Genomic DNA, 22,803 nt, shown 5'->3' with positions numbered 1-22,803 from the left:
GATACTGCCGCTCCGCCCTGCCTGTGCCACGACGCGCCCGCCCGCACTTCAGCCGTGCGCCCGAATCGCCTCGTTGACGCCCATGGACTGGAGATAGCGCCGGATCTGCCGCGCCGCCTGGCGCAGCCGCTGCTCGTTCTCAACGAGCGCAATTCGCACATAGCCCTCGCCTTCCTCGCCATAGCCAACGCCCGGCGCCACCGCAACGCGGGCATGGGTCAACAGCTGCTTGGCGAACTCGAGGCTGCCCATGTCCTTGAGGGCCGGCGGAAGCGGCGCCCAAGCAAACATCGAGGCCGGCGGCGGCGGAATGTCCCAGCCGGCGCGGCCGAAGCTCTCAACCAGCACGTCGCGCCGCTTGTGGTAGAGAGCGCGGTTGGCAGCAACAATGTCTTGCGGGCCGTTGAGCGCGGCAACCGCTGCCGCCTGGATCGGCGTAAAGGCGCCATAGTCGAGATAGCTCTTGACCCGTGTCAGCGCGTTGATGAGAGTCCGGTTGCCGACCGCGAAGCCGATCCGCCAGCCTGCCATCGAATAGGTTTTGGACATGCTGGTGAATTCGACCGCGACCTCCTTGGCGCCAGGCACCTCGAGGATGGAAGGAGTCGGCTTGCCGTCAAAATAGAGTTCGGCATAGGCGAGATCCGAAAGCACCCAGAGCTTGTGCTCGCGGGCAAAGGCGACGACCTCGGCATAGAAGCCACGGTCGACCACTTCGGCGGTAGGGTTGGAAGGATAGCCGATCACCATCACGGTCGGCTTGGGCACAGTGAAGCGGACGGCGCGCTCCAGGCTTGCGAAGAAGCCGGGCCCGGGCGTCGTCGGAATCGAGCGGATGGTGGCGCCGGCAATGATGAAGCCGAAGGTGTGGATGGGGTAGCTGGGATTGGGCGCCAGCACCACGTCACCCGGTGCCGTGATGGCCTGGGCGAGGTTGGCGAGACCCTCCTTGGAACCCAGCGTCACAACGATCTCGGTTTCAGGATCGAGCTCCACACCGAACCGGCGCGCATAATAGCCGGCCTGGGCACGGCGGAGCCCGGGAATCCCCTTGGAGGAGGAGTAGCCGTGGGCATCGGGCTTGGCTGCCACTTCGGCGAGCTTGGCAATGACATGCGGCGGCGGCGGCAGATCCGGGTTCCCCATGCCGAGGTCGATGATGTCGTCCCCGCGCTGGCGGGCGGCAGCGCGCATCGCATTCACTTCGGCGATGACATAGGGCGGCAGGCGACGAATGCGGTAGAAATCTTCCATGGGCATGTCCGCTGGTGACGCAGAAACGGCCTGCCACAAGGCGGGCAGCTTGAACAGCCGTGCGGGGAGAGGCAAGGGCTAAGGCCGGGGGAAAGAGGAGATCGATGGCTGAACGCAAGCGACAGACCGGCACCTCGCGCAAAGCCGCAGCCGGGACCAGCCGGGCGCGCGCGCGCCCTTCCAAGGTGGAGGCAGCGTCATCCGCCCCGCCGCTGCAGGATCCACCGCGCACGAGCGCAGAAGCAGGGACGTCTCCCGCCATGTCGGCCCTGGCGGCCTTCGAGAGCATGGTGACCGCCGTCGGCAAGGCGCAACAGGCAATGCTGGAAGCCTGGCTGCAGGCGCTTCCGGCAACGGAACCGGATGCGGCGCTGCCGGGCGGCTATGCGGCCTGGTTCCAGCCCCTGGCGCAGTGGGCCGAACTCAGCCGGGCCGCACTCGACGAAGCTGGCAAGGCGCCAACTGCGGAGCTCACTCGGCTTGCTTCCAACTGGTGGGCAGACCAGCTCAAGCTCTGGGCCGATTTTGTTGCCGGCACAACACCCGAGCTTCCCGCCGAAGTCATGCGGAACAATCGCCTGGGCAGCGAAGCCTGGACAGAAAACCCGCTCTTCGACATGATCCGCAAGAGCTATCTCTTGAGTAGCCACCACGCGCTCAACGGTTCGCACGTCTTCGACAAGCTGTCGCCCGAGATGGCCGACAGGCTTCGCTTCCACACCCGCCAGCTTGTCGAAGCCATGAGCCCGGCCAACTTCGCCCTCTTGAACCCCGAGGTGCTAAGGCGAGCGCAGGAAACTGGTGGCCAAAGTCTCGTCAAAGGCATGGAGAATCTCGCCCGCGACCTTGCCCAGGGCAAGCTGACCATGACCGATGAGACTGCCTTCGAGGTCGGCCGCAATGTTGCGACCACCCCAGGCAAAGTCGTCTTCCGCAACCGAATGTTCGAGCTCATCCACTATGCGCCCACCACGGCAGCGGTCTTCAAGATTCCTCTCCTCATCTTTCCGCCGTGGATCAACAAATATTATATCCTTGATCTGACGCCTGAGAAAAGCTTCATCCGCTGGGCAGTCGACCAGGGCGTGAGTGTCTTTGTCGTCTCCTGGGCGCAGGCTTCGGCTACAACTGCCGATGCGACCCTTGACACCTATGTCGAGGAAGGCTTCCTCGCTGCCATCGAGGCCGTCCAGGCCATCTGCGATGTCCCTTGCGTCCACACCATCGGCTATTGCGTCGCCGGCACCACGCTCGCGGTCGTCCTCGCTCTCTTGGAGGCCCGCGGCGAGGCGGACAAGATTTGCTCTGCGACCTTCTTCACCGCCCAGACCGACTTCGAGGACGCTGGCGACCTCCTTCACTTCGTCGATGACCAGATGCTCGCCACCATCGAGCAGCTCGGGGCCTCGGGCGTGTTCGACGGGCGTTATCTTGCCCTCACCTTCAACTTGCTTCGCCCCACCGACCTCATGTGGAACTATGTCGTCAACAACTATTTGCTGGGGAAGGACTATGTTCCCTTCGACCTGCTCTACTGGAACTCCGACCCTACCAATGTACCCGCAAAGTGGCACCTTGCGTATTTGAAGGACTTTTATCGCGACAACCGGCTTGCGAAGCCCGGCGGGCTCACCGTGCTTGGCACTCCGATCGACCTCGACCGGGTGCGGACACCCGCCTATATCCAGGCTGGAAAGGACGACCACATCGCTCCCGCTGTCTCGGTATGGAAGCTGACCCGGCACCTGAAGGGCCCAGTCCGCTTCGTGCTGGCGGGATCAGGCCATATTGCCGGAGTCATCAACCCGCCTGCTGCCAACAAATATATGTACTGGTCATTGGCAGAAGGCGTACCGCTTCCAGAAACGCTTGAGGCGTTCCGCGCTGCTGCAACCGAGACCAAGGGCAGCTGGTGGCCCGATTGGATCCGCTGGCTTGCTGCGCGCTCGGGGGAGGAGGTGCCAGCGCGCGTTCCCGGCACCCACCCCGCCTATCCGCCGCTTGCGGACGCCCCTGGCGCCTATGTGAGGGAGCGGATCGCCTGAGCACATCGGCCCCAGGGCCCATCCTCTTTCTCGATTCGGGCGTCGGCGGGCTTTCGGTCCTCGCTGCGGTCCGCCGCCGGTTTCCTGAAGCTTCGCTTGCCTATTGCGCGGACACTGCCGGCTTCCCCTACGGCACCAAGACCGAGCCGCAGGTCGCCGCACGCGTGGCCGGGCTCATCGGTAGGCTTTCCGAACGGCTCCGGCCCGCGCTTGCCGTTATCGCCTGCAACACCGCCTCCACCATCGCGCTCGGCTGGGTGCGGCCTGTCATCGCCTGCCCGATTGTCGGCACCGTGCCGGCCGTGAAGCCGGCGGCAGAACAGTCGCGGAGCCGAGTCATCGGCGTGCTTGGCACCGAAGCGACGGTGCGTCAGCCCTATGTCGCTGATCTTGCCAACCGCTTTGCCGCCGATTGCACCGTGCTCCTCCATGGCAGTTCTGCCCTCGTCGAGGCTGCCGAAGCGAAGCTCCGCGGCATGGCCGTGGACCCGGCCGTACCCCGTGCCGCGCTCGCCGGCCTCCTTGGCCAGCCCGGAGGCGATGCGCTCGATACCGTGGTGCTGGCCTGCACCCACTTCCCCCTCCTTGAAGCCGAGCTTGTCGCCGCCTCGCCGCGGCCGCTCACTTTCCTCCATGGCGCCGAGGGCATCGCCCGACGCGTGATGGCGCTTCTTGGCGACACCCCCCCTGAGCCCGGCCCGGGCCGTTTCCTTGCAACCGGGCCGCTTGCTCCCCTTGCGCCGCTTGTGCCTGCGCTCCAGGAGCATGGCCTCATGACGATGGAAGCGCTCGATGAACCGGAGTCATGCCGATGGTGATGACTGACGCCGAGCTCCTTGCGCGGATGCGCACCCGCATTCCACCAACCGCCCAGCTGCTTGGACAAGAGCTCCTCACCCTCGATTCTGCCGCCGGCACGGTCCGGATGAAATTCGTCGGCAAGCCGGAATTCTGCAACCCGATGGGCAATGTGCAGGGCGGAATTCTCGCTGCCATGCTCGATGATTGTGCTGCCTTCGCAGTCATTGTGAAATCAAAGCGGCGCATCGTCGTTCCCACCATTGAATTCAAGGTGAGCTTCCTTGCCCCCGCACGCGTCGGGCGCGACATCATCGCCGAGGGCCGCTGCCTGAAGATCGGCCGGACAATCGCCTTTGCCGAAAGCGACCTATTCGATCCCGAAGGTCGGCTCTTGGCTCGCCTTTCGACAAGTTGCATCCCGACCCCGCTTGAGGGCGAGGGCCTCATGCTGGAGAAAGCCCCGTGATGCACGAGGACACTGCTCATATCCTATTCCGCCGCGAGGGCCGCGTCGGCATTGCAACGCTCAATCGCCCACAGGCTCTGAACGCGCTCAACCGGGCCATGTGCCGTGCCTGGCACCGCCAGTTGCTCAACTGGTCGCTCGAGCCCGAGATTGCTGCCATCGTCATCGAGGGCGCCGGTGACAGGGCCTTTTGCGCTGGCGGCGATGTCGTCGCGCTCTATCATGCGGGCAGAGCCGGCTCGAGTGAGTGGGAAGGCTTCTTCTTCGACGAATATCGCATGAACCAGGCCATATCGGCCTGCGCCAAGCCTCACATTGCGCTTATTGACGGGATCACCATGGGAGGCGGCGTGGGCCTTTCAATTCACGGCAGTTTCCGGGTTGCCACCGAGCGCACGCGCTTTGCCATGCCCGAGACTGGGATCGGCCTCATCCCCGATGTTGGCGGCACCCACGCCCTGCCACGTCTGCCCGGCGAGATCGGCACCTGGGCGGCATTGACCGGCGCAAGGCTGGATGGCGCGGCCTGCAAGGCGGCGGGAATTGCCACCCATTATGTGCGAGCAAGCGAGCTTCCCGTCCTTGTCGAGCGGCTCGCCCACAGCCACGAGCCCGTCGAGGAGGTGCTCGCCACCTTCGACACTGATCCCGGGCCCGACAGCGTCACCCCATTGCGTGACGGCATTGATTTCCACTTCAGCCACGACACGGTCGAAGACATCCTCCTCTCGCTCGACGATGGCGACGACTGGGCACGAGAGCAGGCTTCGACCATCCGCCGGATGTCGCCCACCTCCCTGAAGCTGAGCCTTATCGGCGTCCGCGAGGGCCGAGGGGACAGCATCGAGTCCTGCCTCAGGCGCGAATATCGCATGGTCTCGGCGATCAAGGCTGGCCAGGATTTCTTCGAGGGCGTGCGCGCCCAGCTCATCGACAAGGATCGAAATCCGCAGTGGCGCCCGGCCAGCCTCGCCGATGTGGATGTCACACCCTATCTCGACGAACCGCCTTGGGGCGACCTCCATTTCGATTGATGTCAGTTGCTCCCGGTTCCGACATGGCGAAACTCGGACTGGATTGCAAAAGGAAGCCGCCCCCAGACTCCCTGTGCATGCACCACATAGAGGCCGGCATGGTCGCGACGGATGTCGCTGCGGCCGCTGTCACCACCGGGGCAACTCCAGGTGAGGACGGCGCGCGCTGGCGTGTCGGTTACGACCGTCACGCGGCAGCCAGCGCCGGGCGGGCGGCCTGCAAACAGCATCGCTGACGGGTCGGAGAGCATGTGGCGCCGCGCTGGTCCTTCGCCAGCAGTCACTTCCCATGCGCCCGTCGGGAAGCCGCCAGCGAAGATCCTGAGCTCTGGCAAGGATGCTGGCATCTGGGCAGCAACGGGTGCAGCCAGCAGCAGGGCAAGAAAGCGAACGACAGCCATCGCTCCCCTATATCGGCTGCAAGCCGGGAAGCTTCTAGACCTCAAACAGGAAGCGCTTGGAACAGAATTCGCAATCGACCGAAATCCGTCCGTCTTCATCGCGCATATGGGCCCTCTCGCCTTCGGAAAAGCGCAGCAGAACAGAGCGGATGTAGGCTTCCGAGCATCGACAGCCACGCGACAGGCGAACGGGGGCAAGAACCCGCACCTCCTCTTCGTGGAACAGCCGCCAAAGCAGAGTCTCAAGCGGCAGCGCGGGGTCGATCAGCTCGGAATCGGAAAGGGTTCCAGCAAGAGCTGCGACATGAGCCCAATCGGAGTGATCGCCATCGACCTCAAGTCCAAGCCGCGTGCCGCCGGCCTCGGCGCGAGCAAGATGCTGGACGATGAAGCCCCCGGCACACATCCTGCCATTGGCCCCGCGCCCGGCTGCAAGCCGCACGAGGGTCGGCACTTGCTCTGAGCTTGCGAAATAGCCTTGCGCAGCTGCCGCAAGCGAATCGCCTTCGAGCGCAACAATGCCCTGGTAGCGCTCGGCCGAGACGCACTGGTCGAGGGTGATGACGAGGTGGCCACCGCCGAACACCTGGTCGAGCGAGTCCCCTTCTGCCAACCTCCGGTCAGGGTCCACTGCGACATAGCCGCGAAGCGCGCCAGCGAGATAATCGGCAACAAGAAGCCTGACCGGCCCCTCGCGCCCGGCCGCCGGCTGCGCCTGGATGGTCACTTGCCCTTCATCTGGGCGAAGGATCGCGCCCATCAGTGCGGCAAGTGCCAGGGCCTGGGCAAGCAGGCGAGCTGGCGTTTCGGCGTAGGCATGGGCGGAGAGGATCGCCTCGAGTGCGGGGCCAAGCCGGACCACCCTGCCACGGGCACTCCGGGCCGGGATGAGAAAGCCGAGCAGGCGATCGCTGTCGGTCATAAGGGAAGGTCCGCGAGATGCCCGAACAGCCACAGCAGGATCGCCTTCTGGGCATGGATGCGGTTCTCTGCCTCGTCCCACACTGCCGACTGCGGGCCGTCGATCACGTCGTCGGTTACTTCCTCGCCACGATGGGCCGGAAGACAATGGAGGAAGATGGCTCCTGGCGCAGCAAGTGCCATCAGCATTGAGCCGACCTGGAAAGGCTGCATCGCTTGCCGCCGGGCCATGCCATCCTCATCACCCATTGAGACCCAGGTGTCAGTGACCACGACATCCGCGCCCCGGACTGCCTCCTCTGCCGTGTCGACGAGCGCGACCTCGCCGCCCCGGGCCCTTGCCATTGCGACGATCCCGGCATCGGGCGCATAGGCCTTGGGCCCGGCGATCTGGAGTGCAAACCCCATGAGGCCCGCTGCTTCGATCAGCGAATGGGCGACATTGTTGCCATCGCCGAGCCAGGCCCAGCGAGTTTCGTTAATCGGCCGGCCGAGCCGTTCCTCAACCGTCATCAGATCGGCAACGGCCTGGCAGGGGTGTGACCGATCCGTCAGGCCGTTGATGACCGGCACTTCGGCAGCGGCGGCGAAAGCCTCGAGATCGGCATGGTCGCGGGCGCGAAGCATGACGCAATCGACCATGCGCGAGAGGACACGCGCCGTATCGGTGATGGTCTCGCCGCGGCCGAGCTGGAGGTCGCCGGCTGCGAAGGTTAGCGTCGCACCGCCCAGCTGGCGCATGGCAATGTCAAAGGAAAGGCGGGTGCGAGTTGAAGGCTTCTCGAAGATGGCAGCGAGCACCCGTCCGGCAAGCTGGGCGCCATCGTCGGGCGCGCCTTTTGGGCGCCCGGTGCGCGCTGCCTTCATCCCATGCGCGCAATCGAGAATGCGCCGCACTCCGGCTGGTCCGGCATCGGCAAGCGACAGGAAGTGGCGCACGCCTCAGGCCGCCTCGGGAACCCGATAGTCCGCCGCTGCAGCCGAAAGCTTCTCGACACACTCGCGGATGTGGTTCTCGTCGATGATGAGCGGCGGCAGCAGCCGCACCACATTTTCAGCCGCTGCCACCGCAAGCAGGCCATGGGTGCGCAGATGGCTGACGAAGGCCCGACTGTCGGTTGTCATCTTGAGGCCCAGCATCAGCCCCATGCCGCGAACACCTGCAAAGATCGGATGGTTGCCGATCATCTGTTCAAGCTCAGAGCGAAGCCGCGCCGCCCGGGCCTTGACCGTTGCAAGGAACGCCGGCTCGGCGACGATGTCGAGCACGGCATGGCAAGCGGCCATCGCCAGCGGATTGCCACCATAGGTCGAGCCGTGGGTGCCCACCCCCATGCCCGAGGCCGCGCGCTCGGTTGCAAGGCAAGCACCGACTGGCACTCCGCCGCCGATCCCTTTGGCGATTGCCATGATGTCGGGCGTGATGCCGTACTGCTCGTGGGCGAAGAGCGTGCCGGTCCGCCCGACTCCGCACTGCACCTCATCAAGAATGAGGAGGAGACCATGCGCATCGCAGAGTTGGCGCAGGCCCTTCAGAAACGCAGGCGAGGCCGGGCGTACACCACCCTCGCCCTGGATGGGCTCGACCATGATTCCGCCGATCGAACCGTCGAGGGCAGCCTCGACGGCTGAGAGATCGTCGAACGGCAGCACCCGGAACCAGTCGGGCAGCGGATCAAAGCCGTCACGGAGCTTGGCCTGGTCGGTTGCAGCAATCGCGGTCAGGGTGCGGCCGTGGAAGGCGTTGGAGAAGGTGAGGATCCGGTACTTCTCCGGTCGCCCGGCGACGAAGTGGAAGCGGCGGCAGGTCTTGACTGCGCATTCGATCGCCTCGGCGCCCGAGTTGGTGAAGAAGACGGTGTCAGCGAAGGTGAGCTCGACCAGCCGGCGCGCGACCGATTCCTGTTGCGGCGAGCCATAAAGGTTGGAGACATGGATCAGTGTCTCCACCTGCGCCTTCAGCCGCTCGGTGAAGTGGGGATGACCATGGCCGAGGCAGTTGACTGCAATTCCGCTGGCGAAATCGAGCCACTTGCGGCCGTCGGCATCGAAGAGGTAGCACCCTTCACCCCTCACTGGTGCCACGTCGGAACGGGCATAGACGGGCATCAGCACGGGTATCATCGGCACACCTCGGGAAGGAGCGCGTCAGCCCGAAGGGCGTCCGCAAAGCTCGCCGCCTAGCCGCTCAGGCCCGGATTTTCCACCCCGATTCGAGGATGCGCCAGGCTGTCACCCACAGCAGGAGACAAAGCCCGCCAACGACGGCGGCACCCAGGCGCGGGTCGGCCTCGGCCACACCGATGAAGCCAGCACGAAAGCCGTCGATCATGTAGAAGAAAGGGTTGGCCCGGCTGAGTGCCTGCATCGCTGCTGGCAAGCGTTCGATGGTGTAGAAGGTGCCTGAAAGCAGTGTAAGCGGCTGGACCAGGAAGTTGGTGACCGCCGCGCCATGGTCGAACTTGTCGGCCCACAGGCCAGTCATCACGCCCAAGAGGGCGAGCAGGATGGCACCCAGCGTCCCGAACAGGAGGACCTGCGACACGTGGGTGATCCCGACATCGACTCCAGGCCAAAGCAGCATCGCCCCCCAGATGGCGAGCCCGACAAGCCATGCCCTCGTGACGGCACCTGCCACCCACGCAAACAGCAGCTCGCGGCTAGAGAGGGGCGGCATCAGCACGTCGACAATGGTGCCCTGGACCTTGGCGATGATGAGGCTCGAGAGCGTGTTCTGGAAACTGTTCTGGGCCATCCCCATGATGATGAGGCCGGGCCCAAGGAAGCTGGCGAAGGGAACGCCGAGCAGTTCGCGCCTTGCATCGCCTAGAGCCACGAGGAAGATAGCGAGGAACAAAAGGGTCGTAACTGCTGGCGCCCACACTGTCTGCATCTGGACCTTGAAGAAGCGCTGCACCTCCTTCAGATAGAGGGTCTGGACCCCCAGCCAGTTGATGCCGCGGATGACAGGCTCGCCGGGTGGACGCAGTCGGGCGGGGACGTCCAAGGGGTTTTCCACGACCTCGCTCCTAGCCGTCCGCAGGTTCGGACGACAAGGCAGCGCAGTCGGAAAATTCGGGCAGAAGATCGGAGAGAAAGATGGCCTGGACCGAAGAGCGGATCGCGCTTCTGACGAAATATTGGCAGGAGGGTCACTCGGCCAGCCAGATTGCTGAAGCGCTGGGCGAGGGCCTCACCCGCAACGCTGTCATCGGCAAGGCGCACCGGCTCGGCCTCGCCGCCCGCCCGTCGCCCTTGAAAGGCGCGGAGGCAAAGGCAGACGCGAAGGACAGCCGCAACCGCAAGCGCGCGCCAGCAGCAGCTCCGGCAGCCGAGGCGGATGCAGCTTGTCCCGAAGCAGCCGAGGCTCCGGCCGAGTCCACACCTGCATGCGCGCCAGAAGCCCCTGCCCCTGCAACCAGCCTGCCTTCGGAGGCAAGGCTGCCGGCACCGCCACCCCGCCGAACGCCCCGCCCCGTTGAGAAGCCCCGCCGGGTCACCCTCCTCGATCTCACCGATCGCATCTGCAAATGGCCGATCGGCCATCCAGACGAGCCGGATTTCCACTTCTGCGGCAAGCCGGTCGCCCCCAGCTTTCCCTATTGCGGCGAACATTGCCTTATCGCCTACCAGTCGCAGCAGCCACGCCGAGACCGGCCAGCGGGCCCGCCACCTCCATTCCGTCCGAACCTGCCGAGGGTGCGCTAGGCCGCAGGCGGCTGCCGCCAGGCGAAACCTGGCCGGCAGACTCGCCGCAGGCCCGGCCGGCCGGGCCTTCGCGGAGTCCTCGGACGATGGCCTTGCGACTCGCCGCTGCCCGCTCCGGCCGAAAAAATCCCCCGGCGGTTGCCCGCCGGGGGAGGTGGTTCCTTGGGGAGGAAGGAGAACTCAGTAATTGTAGGCGCGCTCGCCATGCTCGCCGAGGTCGAGACCCTCGCGCTCAACATCGGGGCTCACGCGCAAGCCTGTCAGCGCCTTGGCGATTCCGAACGCAATGGCCGATCCCAGTCCAGCCCAGGCAATCGCGACCAACACTGACTTCACCTGGATCCAAAGCTGGGCACCAAGCACATATTCTGCCGGGTCGCCGGGCCCGCCAAGCGCGGGCAGCATGGTGAAGGCCGTGCCGACCGAGCCGATGATGCCCCCGATCCCATGGATACCAAAGACGTCGAGGCTGTCATCAAAGCCAAGTTTCGGCTTCAGCTTCATGACAAACAGGCAGCACAGAAAGCCGGCCACCGCACCCAACAGAACCGCTCCAAAGGGGCCGCTGTTGCCTGCCGCTGGCGTCACTGCGACAAGACCTGCGATCGCACCTGAACAAGCGCCAAGAAGCGAACCATTGTGCCCGGTCAGCTTCTCGCACAGCATCCAGAACAGCACGCCAGCTGCCGTTGCAACAAAGGTGTTGAGAACGGCGAGGCTGGCAATCCCATCCGCCTCGAGCGCCGAGCCGCCATTGAAGCCAAACCAGCCAACCCACAGCAATCCAGTGCCGATAAGCGTCATTGTGAGCGAATGCGGCGGCATCGGCTCCTTCTGGTAACCAATCCGGCTGCCCAGGAAATAGGCCCCGACGAGCGCGGAAACCCCGGCATTGATGTGGACGACAGTGCCACCAGCGAAGTCGAGCGCACCCCAGCCGAAAATGAGGCCCGTCGTCGATTCATCCGCACCAGCATACCAGACCATGTGCGCAATCGGGTAATAGACGATGAGAAGCCAGACGATGGCAAACACCATCAGCCCGGCAAACTTCATCCGCTCGACCAGCCCACCAACGACAAGGGCGATCGTGATTGCCGAGAACGTCATCTGGAAGGCGACAAAGATGAATTCCGGGATGACCACGCCGTCGGTGAACGTCGCTGCTGTCGAATCCGAAGTGACCCCAGCGAGGAAGAACTTGCCCATCGAGATGAACTGGTTGAAGTCCCCGCCAAAGGCGAGGCTGTAGCCGACCATCACCCACATGATCATGGCAAGGCTTGCAACTGCCGTAACCTGGGTCAGCACCGAGAGCATGTTCTTGGTGCGCACCAGCCCGCCATAGAAGAGGGCAAGGCCGGGCACGACCATGAGCATGACGAGTAAGGAGGACACAATCATCCACGCCGTATCTCCCTTGTTGGGAACCGGCGCAGCTTCCGCCTCCTGGGCAAGAGCGGGAACAGCAAGGAGCAGAAGCGCAAGCGCTCCGCCCCTCGCCAGTGCGGCAAGGCGACTGACCGTTTCAGCAGGCAAGGACCCCTCCTTGAACATGATTGGCACGGACCGGCTCACAAGGCGGTCTCGTTGGTTTCGCCGGTACGGATCCGGACCGCCTGGGAAATGTCGAGCACGAAGATCTTGCCGTCTCCGATGGCACCCGTATGGGCGGTCTGCTGGATCGTCTCGACGGCACGCGCCGCAAGGTCCGCAGGAACCGCCACTTCGATCTTCACCTTCGGCACCATGTTGGTCGTATACTCGGCACCCCGATAGATTTCGGTCTGACCCTTCTGCCGGCCGAAGCCCTTCACTTCCGTCACCGTCATGCCAGTCACACCGAGCGCGGTCAGTGCCTCGCGAACCTCGTCGAGCTTGAACGGCTTCACCACAGCAATGATCAGCTTCAAGGTGACGACCCCTTCGAACCCAGCTGTCTTCTTCTCCATGCAGGAATCGTGCCAACCCGGCAGCCGGCGGCACACCCTTGTGCAGTGCAGCAGAAGCAGAGCATGGGTTGCCCAGATTTTCAGCCTGCAAGGCGCAGCAGATGGCGCCATGCCCAAGGATTGGGCAGCAGCTGGCCGGTCAGGAGTCCGGAGCGGCGATGCGTGCCTGGGCCGCGGCGAGGTCCGCCTTCGGCACCATCAGGCGGATTCCCGGCTGACCGCCACCGAGCAGCCCAGCAAAGCCGGAGTCGAACAGCTGCGCCTCGATCCCCTCGGCGCGCAGCCGGCCGGCGAAGATCTCGGCGAGCGCCACGTCATGGAGGCGCGCCGCCTCTCGGAGCGGGCAATCGCCTTCCATCAAGCGGTACCGCCCACCGTCAGCCGGTCGACGAGCAGTGTCGGCTGGCCGACGCCAGCCGGGACCGATTGCCCGCCCTTGCCGCAAGTGCCAATCCCGGGGTCAAGCGCGAGATCATTGCCGATCGCGGCAATCCGCTGCATGACCTCAGGGCCGTTGCCGATGAGAGTTGCGCCCTTGACTGGCACTGTCAGGCGCCCCTTTTCGATCCGCCACGCTTCGGTGCAGGAAAAGACGAACTTGCCCGAGACAATGTCGACTTGGCCGCCGCCGAAGCTTTTCGCGTAGATGCCCTGCTCGACCCGGGCGAGGATGGCCTCAGGGTCTTCGGTGCCGGCGGCCAAGAAGGTGTTGGTCATCCGCGGCAGGGGCGCATGGGCATAGCTTTCGCGCCGGCCATTGCCGGTCGCTGGAACGCCCATGAGGCGCGCGTTGAGGCGATCTTGCATATAGCCGCGAAGGTATCCGTCCTCGATGAGCACGGTGCGCGCACTCGGTGTGCCCTCGTCGTCGACGGAGAGTGATCCGCGCCGGCCTTCGAGTGTGCCATCGTCGATGACGGTGACCCCGGGTGCTGCCACCCGCTCGCCGACCCGGCCGGCGAAGACGGAGGCGCCCTTGCGGTTGAAATCTCCCTCAAGGCCGTGGCCGACAGCTTCATGAAGCAGGATGCCAGGCCAGCCCGGCGCCAGAACGACTGGCATCTCGCCCGCAGGTGCCGCTTGCGCTTCGAGATTGACAAGCGCCTGGGCAAGCGCTTGCGCGACCGCATCCTTCCAGACGGACTCTTCGAACAGATGCTCGGGCCCGGTCCGGCCGCCGAGGCCGAAACTGCCGGACTCGCGCCGGCCATTGGCCTCGGCAACGATCGCGACATTGAGGCGCACCAGCGGGCGGATGTCGCGCACCCAGACTCCATCGGGGCGGATGATGTCGATGAGCGACCAGGAGGCCGCAAGCGAGGCCGACACCTGTACGACGCGCGGGTCAGCAGCGCGCGCATGGGCATCAATTGCCTGGAGGAGGGCCACCTTGCGGTCAAAGCCCACGGCCGCGAGGGGATTCTGATCAGTGTAGCGCCGGGCGTTGGTCCTTTGCGGCGCTGCCGCCAGCCTTGCACTGGGCTTGACGAGAGCGAGCGTTTCCGCCGCCCGCGCGATGGCCGCTGCGCTTACCTCGCTCGAATGGGCAAAGCCGGTCGTCTCGCCGACAACCGCCCTGAGGCCGAACCCTCGGCTCACATCGAAGCTCGCCGTCTTGAGCCGCCCGTCGTCGAACCCCAGGCGCTCGGAGGCGAGAAATTGCAGGTAGAGCTCGCCATCCTCATAGGTTTCGAGGTAATGGCGGGCGAGGCGGGCGGCCTCGTCGGGTGCAAGGTCGCGATAGAGCAGCTGGTCCATGGTGCCAGGGTAGCGGCTGGGGCGCTTGGCGCCAGGGCTATTCCATGTGCCAGCCGTGGCTGACGATGAGCGACTGGCCAGTCAGGGCCGCGCTCTCGAACCCAGCGAGGAAGACAGCCGCCTCGGCCACGTCGGCAAGCGTGGTGAATTCGCCATCGACCGTGTCCTTGAGCATCACGGACTTCACGACTTCCTCCTCGGAGATGGCGAGTTCCTTCGCCTGCTCCGGGATCTGCTTCTCAACAAGTGGGGTCAGGACAAATCCAGGGCAGATCACATTTGCACGGATCCCGTGCGCTGCGCCTTCCTTGGCAACCGTGCGGGCAAGCCCCAAGAGGCCATGCTTCGCCGTCACATAGGGTGCCTTGAGTTTGGATGCAGTCTTGGAATGGACTGAGCCCATGTAAAGGATCGCGCCGCCCCGCCCCGTGGTCTGCATATGCCGCATTGCTGCACGAGTCGTCAGAAACGCGCCGTCGAGGTGGATGGCCAGCATCTTGCGCCAATCGGCAAGCGTGAATTCGACCAGTGGCGCGACAATCTGGATGCCAGCGTTGGAGACGAGGATGTCAAGCCCGCCCAGCCGCGCGATGACCGCCGCCGTGCCAGTTTCGACCGCGGCCTCATCGGCGACATCCATGGCAACCGCCATTGCTGTCTTCCCTGACGCGTCCAGCGCTTGTGCCACCGCATTCGCCCGACCCGAGTCGAGATCGGCAATTGCGACTTTGGCGCCCTCGCGATGGAAGGCCCCGGCAATCGCCCGGCCGATCCCACTCGCCGCCCCGGTCACCAGCGCAACCCGGTTTTTCAGCCGCATGCCCATCCTCCTTTTCCATTGTGGGTCCGCCCTAGCCAAAGGTGCTACGAACGCGAAGGCGGCAAGGGCGGACGCCGCGCGCACCCCGCCTGATTTCCGCACTGCCGCCCACCACATTCCCGCCATCCAGACCGGGGTGGCATCAGACCGGCGTTGCACTGCCTAAGCCCCATGAGGCCGATCCGCCCGCCTTCGTCCACCGTCCTGCCGAGGCTCTGCCGTCGATGACTAAGGCATGCACCCGGCAGAGGCTCATCGCCGGAACCGCCCTGGGGCATAACGTCTCCCCTCGCCTTCCCCCACCCCATTTTCTGTCTCCATGCTCAAGGCAAGGCCGGTGCTAAAGTCGCACTGCCCACTGAGTATGACGAGGATTATGACGAGGGTGGTGTCGATGTTGTCTCGGGTGCAATTCGGCTCGAAGACGCCCGATACAAGGCCGGCACCATGCGCGTCGCCACACCCGGCATCGTCTGGTTCGAGATGGCAGAGCCCGGCCATGTCATGCTGTTCGGTGGCGCGCCGATGGACGACCCGCGCCACATTTGGTGGAACCACGTCGCCTCCGATCCCGCCGTCATCGAGCGCGCCAAGGCCGACTGGGCCGCGGCGCCAAGCGGTGGCCGATTCGGCACGATCCCGGACGAAACGGAGTGGATTCCGCTTCCCGACGATGGCTAGGGCTTGCGCATCCCCTTCACGGCTGTGCGCCCATGCGCTATCTTACGGTTCCAGATTGTCAGAAAAGGAGACATGACCATCCGATCCCCGTTCAGCCGCCGCGCGATGATGCCCGTGCCACAAACGCTCAATGGCCCGCGCTACAACGAATTCATCACCGTTCCCAAGGTCAGGGTCATCGACGAGAACGGAGACAATCTGGGGGTCATGTACACCCGCGAAGCCTTGGCAGCCGCCCAAGAGATCGGCCTCGATCTCGTCGAGGTTTCCCCCAATGCCGATCCGCCAGTCTGCAAGTTTCTCGACGTCGGCAAGTTCAAATATGAGACCCAGAAAAAGGCCGCAGCTGCCCGCAAGACCCAGAAGGTCCAGGAAATCAAGGAAATCAAGATGCGGCCGAACATCGATGACCATGATTATGAGGTCAAGATGCGCTCGGTCCGGAAATTCCTTGAAGAGGGGGACAAGGTCAAGCTTACGCTCCGCTTCCGAGGGCGGGAACTTGCCCATGGCCAGCTGGGGCTGCGCCTGCTCGAGCGGGTGCGTGACGATTCGGCGGATTTTGCCAAGATCGAGCAGGCGCCGCGCATGGAAGGCCGCCAGATGCTCATGATCATGGCGCCCAAGGCGGCGTGATCGCCCACGGCCCGAGGCTTGGAGGAAAAGGACAAGCCGCAAGCTGACATCATCATGCGCGGCGGCGCTGCATCCGGGGTGGTCTATCCGCTGCTCGCAGCCAGGCTCGCCCGGCACTACCGCTTCCGGACCATCGGCGGCGCCTCGGCTGGTGCGATCGCAGCCGGCGTCATGGCTGCTGCCCAATATGGTGTGCTAAACGCCAACCCGGCAGCGTTCAGCCAGACCATCTCTGAGATTCCCGCGTGTCTTGCCCAACTGTGTAAGGGGCGCACGCGGCTCAATACCCTCTTCAGTGCTAGCGTGGGCCTCGAACCGCTCGAGCGCTTGCGCGACGGGGTCCTGAAGTCAGGCATCGGTCCGGGTCTGCTCTTTGCCGAAGTCGGCGCCCTTCTGGGAGGCTGGGCAGCCGTCCCCGTCTTGCTGGTGTCAGTTACGCTCATCCTCCTGCTTGGTGTTGCGCTGCGCGACTCCCTCGCCGTCACCGGTCCCGGCCCGTTCATCATTGCATTGGCGCTTCTCGCCTTTGCTGCGGTGGTAACGCTCGCCACCATCCTCCTGCTGCTTGGGTGCCATGTGCGACGCAACCTGTTCCCGCCGGACATTTTTGGCAGGTTCCGCGCCGCCGGCTTCGGCATCTGTGGTGGAACCGAGCCCGAGCGCTGGCGCGCCTGGGCGAAGGCGGCGCGCGCCCATCAGGAGGACTGCCGGGAAGTCGAGGCACCCGCCGACCATTTGGCCGACTGGCTCCACGGCAGGATCCAGGAGGCGGCCAGCCTGCCCCTCTCAGACCCACTCACCATGGGTCACCTCTGGGCCGGCAAGATGCCTCTGCCGGATGTGAGCGCCTGGAGCCGGCCGCGCGAAATCGATCTCGTCTTGACCACCACCAACCTCTCCCACCAAGTCCCCCACCGCTTCCCCTTTCTCGAGAAGCCGGGGATGCGGCTCTATTTCTGCCGCGATGAACTTTCCCAAGTCCTGCCAAAACCTGTTGTCGACTCCATGGCACGAGCGACCTATGCGGCGCAGCGCGCGCATCTTGAATCGGGGAACGAAGACCGCAAGGCGATTGCCCAGTGGCTCACCTTTGTGGCTGGCGGGAAGGTCTACTGGCGCTTGCCCCGGCCGGAACAGCTCCCGGTTCTCCTCGGCGTCCGGATGTCGCTCAGCTTCCCGCTGCTCTTGTCCGCCGTTCGCCTGCATGCATGGCGATGCGACGATTTGACGAGTGAAGGCGAAACCAGGGACCAGAAGCCCTTCCTCCGCCCCTGCTGGTTTTCAGACGGCGGGATTACCTCCAACTTTCCTGTCACCATGTTCGACAGCCTTCTCCCGGCAAGGCCCACCTTCTGCATCAATCTTGCCGACCTGCCCGCAGGGGAGACGGAGGCATCCCGGATCGAGCTCGACACCAAGGATCGCCGCCGGATCGCACCTGAATGGCGCTCCGACCTCGATAGCGAGGGGCTCCTTGGCTTGCTCGGGTCCATCATCGACACCGCCCGCAACGGCCATGAAAACGACCTGATGACCATGCCGACCTGCCGCGACCGGATTGTCACCATCCGGCTCGATCCCAAGCGGGAGGGCGGCCTCAATCTCGACATGCCGCCAGCCCTTATTTTGCAGATGGCGCGCTATGGCGAAGAAGCGGCCGAGACGCTGCTCGCAGCCTACGCACCCGAAGGTGACAAGCTGGGCTCGGCCTGGCCCGGGCATCGCCGGATGCGTCTGCGCAAGAGCCTTGCGGCCCTTGAATCCCTGCTGGTCAATTTCGACTCGGGCTGGAACCAACCGGCCAGTGACGCCCCCTCATGGCGGCTCGCGTTCGAGGAATTGGTGAACGGGGCAATCGACCGCCCGGGTCGCCGCCATGTCGCCCGCCGTCTGCTCAACCGCTGGATCCAGCTTTCCGAGCTTGTGGCAGCGGCAACGAAGCGGCCCGAGTTCTCCTTCTTCGATGGCACCCGCAACCTCAGGGATCCGACATCCCTCAACCGGCTGGGCCAGGCGCCACGGCCGCGCATGGGCCTTCAGCTGGCGCCGACCGGCTCGCAGGACCCGCTGCGCGGCTAACCCTTCCGTCCCGGCGAGCCCGCCGCTAGGGCAGAACAGATGGCAGCATCTCCCCTCCAAGTCGGCCTCGCCGGGCTCGGCACAGTTGGCGCTGGTGTCATCCGTCTACTTGCCGCCAACGCCGATCTTGTGGCCGCCCGCGCCGGCAGGCCGATCGCCGTGACTGCCGTCTCCGCGCGCGATCGCCACCGCAGCCGGGGCGTGGAACTCAACCAGTTCGCCTGGGAGGATGACGCCACCCGCCTCGCCACCCGCGCCGATGTCGATCTCGTGGTTGAGTTGGTCGGCGGCGCCGATGGCCCGGCGCTGACGCTTGCCCGGGCGACGCTCGGCGCTGGCAAGCCGCTTGTGACTGCCAACAAGGCTATGCTCGCCCACCATGGCCTTGAGCTTGCAACGCTTGCTGAGGAGACTGGCGCTGCCCTGCGCTTCGAGGCGGCCGTGGCTGGCGGGATCCCGGTCATCAAGGGCCTGCGCGAAGGGGCCGCTGCCAATCGCCTCGCCCGCGTCTATGGAATCCTGAATGGGACGTGCAACTACATCCTTTCCCGCATGGCGGCCGAAGGCCTCGAGTTTGCGGACGTCCTCGCCGATGCCCAGGCCCAGGGCTATGCGGAGGCCGACCCCAGTTTCGACATTGACGGAGTGGACGCCGCCCACAAGCTCGCACTCCTCTCTGCACTCGCCTTCGGTACCCCGCCCGATCTCACCAAGATCGATAGCGAGGGAATCCGCCGGGTCCGCCTCGCCGATGTCCGGCAGGCGGAGGCGCTGGGCTACGAGGTCCGCCTTGTCGGCATCGCCGAACGCGTGGGCAACTCGCTTGCAGGTCGGGTGGTGCCATCCCTCGTCCCCCGTGCCCATCCGCTCGCCAGCGTCACCGGGCCGCTCAATGCAGTCGTCGCTGAAGGTGACTTCGTCGGCCGCCTGCTCTTCGTCGGCGCTGGCGCCGGTGCCGGCCCGACGGCAAGTGCAGTCGTCGCCGACTTGATCGCGATTGCCCGGGGCGAAACCGGCCCTGCCTTTTCCACCCCGGCGGCCCAGCTGGAGCCGCTGCCAGCTGCTGGGCCGGCCGAACGTTCCGGCCGCTTCTACCTTCGCTTGCGCGTCGCCGACCGCCCGGGAGTTCTTGCCGACCTCACGGCGATCCTGCGCGATTCGGGAGTTTCGATCGAGAGCCTCAATCAGCCGGCCGGCGGCGCTGACGGCACCGCCCTTGTCGTGATGGTGACGCATGAATGTGCTGAAACTGCGGCAAGGGCTGCCGTCGTTCGCATGGCGGCGCTTTCGGCGGTTGCCGAGCCGCCGCTCCTCATGCCACTGCTGACGACGGAGGAATGAATGGCAACGCTTGTGAAGCCGCGGACTCCGCCACTCGACCCGAGCCAGACGCTTGACCGTGTCCTGGTTCTCGAAATGGTGCGGGTGACCGAATATGCCGCGATTGCCGCCTCGCGCTGGATCGGCCGTGGCGACGAGAAGGCAGCCGACCAGGCTGCTGTTTCGGCCATGCGCGATGCCCTCAACCGCCTCGCCTTCGACGGCACTGTGGTCATCGGTGAGGGGGAGCGCGACGAGGCGCCGATGCTCTTCATCGGCGAGAAGGTCGGAACCGGCGAGGGCCCCCGCATCGACATCGCATTGGACCCGCTCGAGGGCACGACGATCACGGCGAAGGCAGGCCCCAATGCCATGGCGGTGCTCGCCATCGCCGAGGAAGGCGGGCTGCTCAATGCACCCGACGTCTATATGGACAAGCTTGCGATCGGCCCCGGCTATCCCGAGGGCCTCATCAGCCTCGACCGCTCGCCAACCGAGAACATCGAAGCGCTCGCCCGCGCGAAAGGCGTTGCGCCCAACGAAATCATCGCTTGCGTGCTCGACCGGCCCCGTCACGAGGCCCTCATCCGCGAACTGCGCAGCCTCGGCTGTGGCATCCACCTCATCGGGGACGGCGATGTCGCTGGGGTGATCGCCGTCACCAACCCCGAGACCACCATCGACATCTACATGGGTTCAGGCGGCGCACCCGAAGGCGTGCTCGCGGCCGCTGCGCTCCGCTGCGTTGGCGGCCAGTTCCAGGGCCGGCTCCTGTTCCGCAATGAAGAGGAACGCAATCGCGCCCGGCGGATCGGGATTACCGATCTCGACTGCATCTACCATCTCCATGACCTTGCCCGGGGAGATGTCATCTTTGCTGCAACTGGCGTGACCGACGGCTCGCTCCTCCAGGGTGTCAAGCGGCTTCGCACTGGCCGCATCACCACCGAATCGGTCGTGATGCGGGCTTCCTCGGGCACCATCCGCTGGGTCCGCGGCGACCGCGCCGGCGACCCGCCATTGCTCTGAGCCCGGCCACGCCCCTCCGCGCGCCGCAAGGGGACCTCCCTCCGCTCGGCGTCGCCTGTGGCTTCTCCGGCAGGCCCTGGGTTTGGCGCGCGCGGCCGCTCGACTTGGCGGCCGTCCAGTCCTTTGGTGCAGATTCGCTCGCCGCGGAGCTGCTGCTGGCCCGCGGCTGTGCCGCGGCTCACTTGCCGCGCCTGCTGCGCCCTGTGCTCCGCGAATGGCTGCCCGATCCGTCCGTCTTCCGCGATATGGACGCAGCCGTAGCCCGCCTCGCCGATGCCGTCGCGCGTGGCGAGACCATCACACTGTTCGCTGACTATGACGTTGATGGCGCAACCTCGGCTGCCATACTCATGCGCACGCTCCGTGCTGTCGGGGCCCGAGTCGATCATTACGTCCCCGACCGCCTGCTCGAAGGCTATGGCCCTTCACGAGACGCACTGCTGGCACTCAAGGCCCGCGGCACTGCGCTTGTTGTCTTGCTCGATTGTGGCACCCAAGCCTTCGCCGAAATCGGGGCTGCCCGCGAAGCCGGGCTCGATGTCCTTGTGGTTGACCACCACAAGGCCTCGACTGCGCTCCCGCCGGCGCTGGCGCTGGTCAACCCCAACCGCTTCGACGAGCTGGCCGACGCCGGGATCGCTGCTGCCCACGCGCACCTGTGCACTGCCGGTCTCGCCTTCCTGGTTGCCGTTGCTCTGCGGCGCGAACTGCGCCGTCGTGGCCATTTTGCTTGCCGCCCCGAGCCGGCACTCGAGGAACTGCTCGATCTCGTAGCCCTGGGCACCGTCGCCGACGTCATGCCCCTGCTCGGCCTCAACCGCATCTTCGTCGCACTCGGCCTCAAGCGCCTCGCCAAGCGCGGCAACCCTGGACTTGCTGCGCTGCTCAATGTCGCCGGGCTTTCAACCGTAACCGCCCGTGACCTCGGCTTTCACCTCGGGCCCCGTCTCAATGCTGGCGGGAGGGTGGGCACAGCCGACCTCGGAGTCCGGCTTCTCACCACCGAGGACAATGAGGAAGCCCATCACCTCGCCGCCCAACTTGACGCGCTCAACAGGGAGCGGCGCGCCATCGAAGCGCAAGTGACGGATGCAGCCTTCGCTGCCATCGACCCGAAAGCACCCGTCGCCCTTGCAGCCGGCGAGGGCTGGCACCCTGGCGTCATTGGGATCGCCGCGGGGCGTCTGACCGAGCGGCTCGGCCGCCCTGCCATTGTCATTGCAAAGGATGGCGACGGGCCGGCCAAGGGCTCGGGACGGTCGATTGCCGGCATTGATCTTGGCGCGGCAATCCTTGAGGCGAAGGAGCGTGGTCTCCTGCTCGCTGGCGGCGGCCATGGCATGGCAGCTGGCCTGACGGTCGCACCCGAGCGGATTCCGGCGCTTGCCACCTTCCTCGCCGATCGGCTTGGCCCGGCCATCGGTGCGCAGCCCACCGCACGCCCGCTCCACGTCGATCTTGCCATCGCGCCTGCTGGCCTTACGCCTGTGCTCCACGCCGCGCTAGAAGCGGCTGGTCCATGGGGCGAGGGCTGGCCGGAGCCGCGCATCGCGCTCGGCCCGGTCCGGCTCGTTAAGGCCTCGGTCACCGAGACTGGAGGCCATGTCCGCTTGACTGGCGTCGGGCCAGACGGCGGGCGGGTGCGCGCTGCCATGTTCCGCGCCGCCGAAACTCCAGCCGGTGCTGCGCTTCTGGGCGCGCGCGGCCGCCAAGTCCATCTCGCCGGCCACGTGGTGCGCAACGACTGGCAGGGCCAGGCGCGTGCCGAACTTCACCTTGACGACGCGGCAGGCGCCGACTAATCCGCCGCCTCCCCGCCACGGCCCCTTCGTCTAGCGGTCTAGGACGTCGCCCTTTCACGGCGAAAACACGGGTTCGAGTCCCGTAGGGGTCGCCAG

The 22,803-nt window shown here is 65.5% G+C and carries 22 protein-coding genes and 1 tRNA gene; 12 read left to right on the top strand and 11 right to left on the bottom strand.

Going from position 1 to position 22,803, the window contains the following annotated elements:
• Positions 1–48: 48 nt before the first annotated feature.
• On the bottom strand, positions 49–1,260 hold the full coding sequence (locus ACWIQA_RS06270) for an LL-diaminopimelate aminotransferase (RefSeq protein ID WP_448582207.1): 1,212 nt from the start codon (positions 1,258–1,260) through the stop codon (positions 49–51).
• 254 nt (positions 1,261–1,514) lie between these two features.
• Here ACWIQA_RS06270 and ACWIQA_RS06265 point away from each other — a divergent pair, with 254 nt between their 5' ends.
• The 4 genes from ACWIQA_RS06265 to ACWIQA_RS06250 are packed head-to-tail and all read left to right on the top strand — an operon-like array spanning position 1,515 to position 5,600.
• On the top strand, positions 1,515–3,299 hold the full coding sequence (locus ACWIQA_RS06265; protein ID WP_448582229.1) for a PHA/PHB synthase family protein: 1,785 nt from the start codon (positions 1,515–1,517) through the stop codon (positions 3,297–3,299).
• Positions 3,296–4,117, top strand: a complete 822-nt coding sequence (gene murI / locus ACWIQA_RS06260; protein ID WP_448582228.1) for a glutamate racemase — start codon at positions 3,296–3,298, stop codon at positions 4,115–4,117. Before ACWIQA_RS06265 ends, murI begins: the two co-directional genes overlap by 4 nt.
• The gene (locus tag ACWIQA_RS06255; RefSeq protein ID WP_448582206.1) at positions 4,117–4,566 is read left to right on the top strand and encodes a PaaI family thioesterase; all 450 of its coding nucleotides are present in this window, start codon (positions 4,117–4,119) and stop codon (positions 4,564–4,566) included. Before murI ends, ACWIQA_RS06255 begins: the two co-directional genes overlap by 1 nt.
• On the top strand, positions 4,566–5,600 hold the full coding sequence (locus ACWIQA_RS06250; protein WP_448582227.1) for an enoyl-CoA hydratase/isomerase family protein: 1,035 nt from the start codon (positions 4,566–4,568) through the stop codon (positions 5,598–5,600). Before ACWIQA_RS06255 ends, ACWIQA_RS06250 begins: the two co-directional genes overlap by 1 nt.
• Positions 5,601–5,602: 2 nt before the next feature.
• Here ACWIQA_RS06250 and ACWIQA_RS06245 read toward each other — a convergent pair whose 3' ends face one another.
• From ACWIQA_RS06245 to ACWIQA_RS06225, 5 genes are all read right to left on the bottom strand, one after another.
• Complete coding sequence (locus ACWIQA_RS06245) at positions 5,603–6,001, bottom strand: hypothetical protein (protein WP_448582205.1); 399 nt, start codon at positions 5,999–6,001, stop codon at positions 5,603–5,605.
• Positions 6,002–6,035: 34 nt separating this feature from the next.
• Entirely contained in the window at positions 6,036–6,923 is an 888-nt protein-coding gene (gene hslO, locus ACWIQA_RS06240) for an Hsp33 family molecular chaperone HslO (RefSeq protein ID WP_448582204.1), read from the bottom strand.
• On the bottom strand, positions 6,920–7,861 hold the full coding sequence (gene argF, locus ACWIQA_RS06235; protein ID WP_448582203.1) for an ornithine carbamoyltransferase: 942 nt from the start codon (positions 7,859–7,861) through the stop codon (positions 6,920–6,922). The genes hslO and argF overlap by 4 nt, the downstream gene beginning before the upstream one ends.
• Positions 7,862–7,864: 3 nt before the next feature.
• Positions 7,865–9,046 carry an acetylornithine transaminase gene (locus ACWIQA_RS06230; protein ID WP_448582202.1) on the bottom strand — a complete coding sequence of 394 codons (1,182 nt, stop codon included), beginning with the start codon at positions 9,044–9,046 and terminating at the stop codon, positions 7,865–7,867.
• A gap of 64 nt (positions 9,047–9,110) precedes the next feature.
• A complete protein-coding gene (locus tag ACWIQA_RS06225) occupies positions 9,111–9,941 on the bottom strand; it encodes an ABC transporter permease (RefSeq protein WP_448582201.1) in 831 nt (276 codons plus the stop codon).
• An 80-nt stretch (positions 9,942–10,021) separates the two neighbouring features.
• Between ACWIQA_RS06225 and ACWIQA_RS06220 the strand changes: the two genes are divergently transcribed.
• On the top strand, positions 10,022–10,630 hold the full coding sequence (locus tag ACWIQA_RS06220; protein ID WP_448582200.1) for a GcrA family cell cycle regulator: 609 nt from the start codon (positions 10,022–10,024) through the stop codon (positions 10,628–10,630).
• Positions 10,631–10,810: 180 nt separating this feature from the next.
• Here ACWIQA_RS06220 and ACWIQA_RS06215 read toward each other — a convergent pair whose 3' ends face one another.
• From ACWIQA_RS06215 to ACWIQA_RS06195, 5 genes are all read right to left on the bottom strand, one after another.
• The gene (locus tag ACWIQA_RS06215) at positions 10,811–12,187 is read right to left on the bottom strand and encodes an ammonium transporter (RefSeq protein WP_448582226.1); all 1,377 of its coding nucleotides are present in this window, start codon (positions 12,185–12,187) and stop codon (positions 10,811–10,813) included.
• A gap of 17 nt (positions 12,188–12,204) precedes the next feature.
• On the bottom strand, positions 12,205–12,543 hold the full coding sequence (locus tag ACWIQA_RS06210) for a P-II family nitrogen regulator (RefSeq protein WP_448582225.1): 339 nt from the start codon (positions 12,541–12,543) through the stop codon (positions 12,205–12,207).
• Between the two features lie 178 nt (positions 12,544–12,721).
• Positions 12,722–12,940 (bottom strand): putative signal transducing protein, encoded by a 219-nt coding sequence (locus ACWIQA_RS06205; RefSeq protein ID WP_448582224.1) that lies wholly within the window; start codon positions 12,938–12,940, stop codon positions 12,722–12,724.
• The gene (gene tldD, locus ACWIQA_RS06200) at positions 12,940–14,340 is read right to left on the bottom strand and encodes a metalloprotease TldD (RefSeq protein WP_448582199.1); all 1,401 of its coding nucleotides are present in this window, start codon (positions 14,338–14,340) and stop codon (positions 12,940–12,942) included. The genes ACWIQA_RS06205 and tldD overlap by 1 nt, the downstream gene beginning before the upstream one ends.
• Before the next feature lie 37 nt (positions 14,341–14,377).
• The gene (locus ACWIQA_RS06195; protein WP_448582198.1) at positions 14,378–15,160 is read right to left on the bottom strand and encodes a 3-hydroxybutyrate dehydrogenase; all 783 of its coding nucleotides are present in this window, start codon (positions 15,158–15,160) and stop codon (positions 14,378–14,380) included.
• Positions 15,161–15,436: 276 nt separating this feature from the next.
• On the opposite strand from ACWIQA_RS06195, the gene ACWIQA_RS06190 reads away from it, so the two are divergent.
• The 7 genes from ACWIQA_RS06190 (at position 15,437) to ACWIQA_RS06160 (ending at position 22,802) form a co-directional block, all read left to right on the top strand.
• The gene (locus ACWIQA_RS06190; RefSeq protein WP_448582223.1) at positions 15,437–15,841 is read left to right on the top strand and encodes a pirin-like C-terminal cupin domain-containing protein; all 405 of its coding nucleotides are present in this window, start codon (positions 15,437–15,439) and stop codon (positions 15,839–15,841) included.
• Positions 15,842–15,913: 72 nt separating this feature from the next.
• A complete protein-coding gene (gene infC / locus ACWIQA_RS06185; protein WP_448582197.1) occupies positions 15,914–16,477 on the top strand; it encodes a translation initiation factor IF-3 in 564 nt (187 codons plus the stop codon).
• Positions 16,478–16,495: 18 nt separating this feature from the next.
• Positions 16,496–18,556 (top strand): hypothetical protein, encoded by a 2,061-nt coding sequence (locus ACWIQA_RS06180; RefSeq protein WP_448582196.1) that lies wholly within the window; start codon positions 16,496–16,498, stop codon positions 18,554–18,556.
• Positions 18,557–18,595: 39 nt separating this feature from the next.
• Positions 18,596–19,897, top strand: a complete 1,302-nt coding sequence (locus tag ACWIQA_RS06175) for a homoserine dehydrogenase (protein ID WP_448582195.1) — start codon at positions 18,596–18,598, stop codon at positions 19,895–19,897.
• Positions 19,898–20,905: a class II fructose-bisphosphatase gene (glpX, locus tag ACWIQA_RS06170; RefSeq protein ID WP_448582194.1), complete on the top strand. Its 1,008-nt coding sequence runs from the start codon at positions 19,898–19,900 to the stop codon at positions 20,903–20,905.
• Entirely contained in the window at positions 20,902–22,707 is a 1,806-nt protein-coding gene (gene recJ / locus ACWIQA_RS06165) for a single-stranded-DNA-specific exonuclease RecJ (protein ID WP_448582222.1), read from the top strand. The genes glpX and recJ overlap by 4 nt, the downstream gene beginning before the upstream one ends.
• 19 nt (positions 22,708–22,726) lie before the next feature.
• Positions 22,727–22,802, top strand: a tRNA-Glu gene (locus tag ACWIQA_RS06160).
• Position 22,803: the final 1 nt, after the last annotated feature.

It is taken from the genome of Thermaurantiacus sp. (assembly GCF_053487655.1).
The sequence above is the reverse complement of the archived record's forward strand: the minus strand, read 5'-3'. Positions and strand labels throughout refer to the sequence as shown.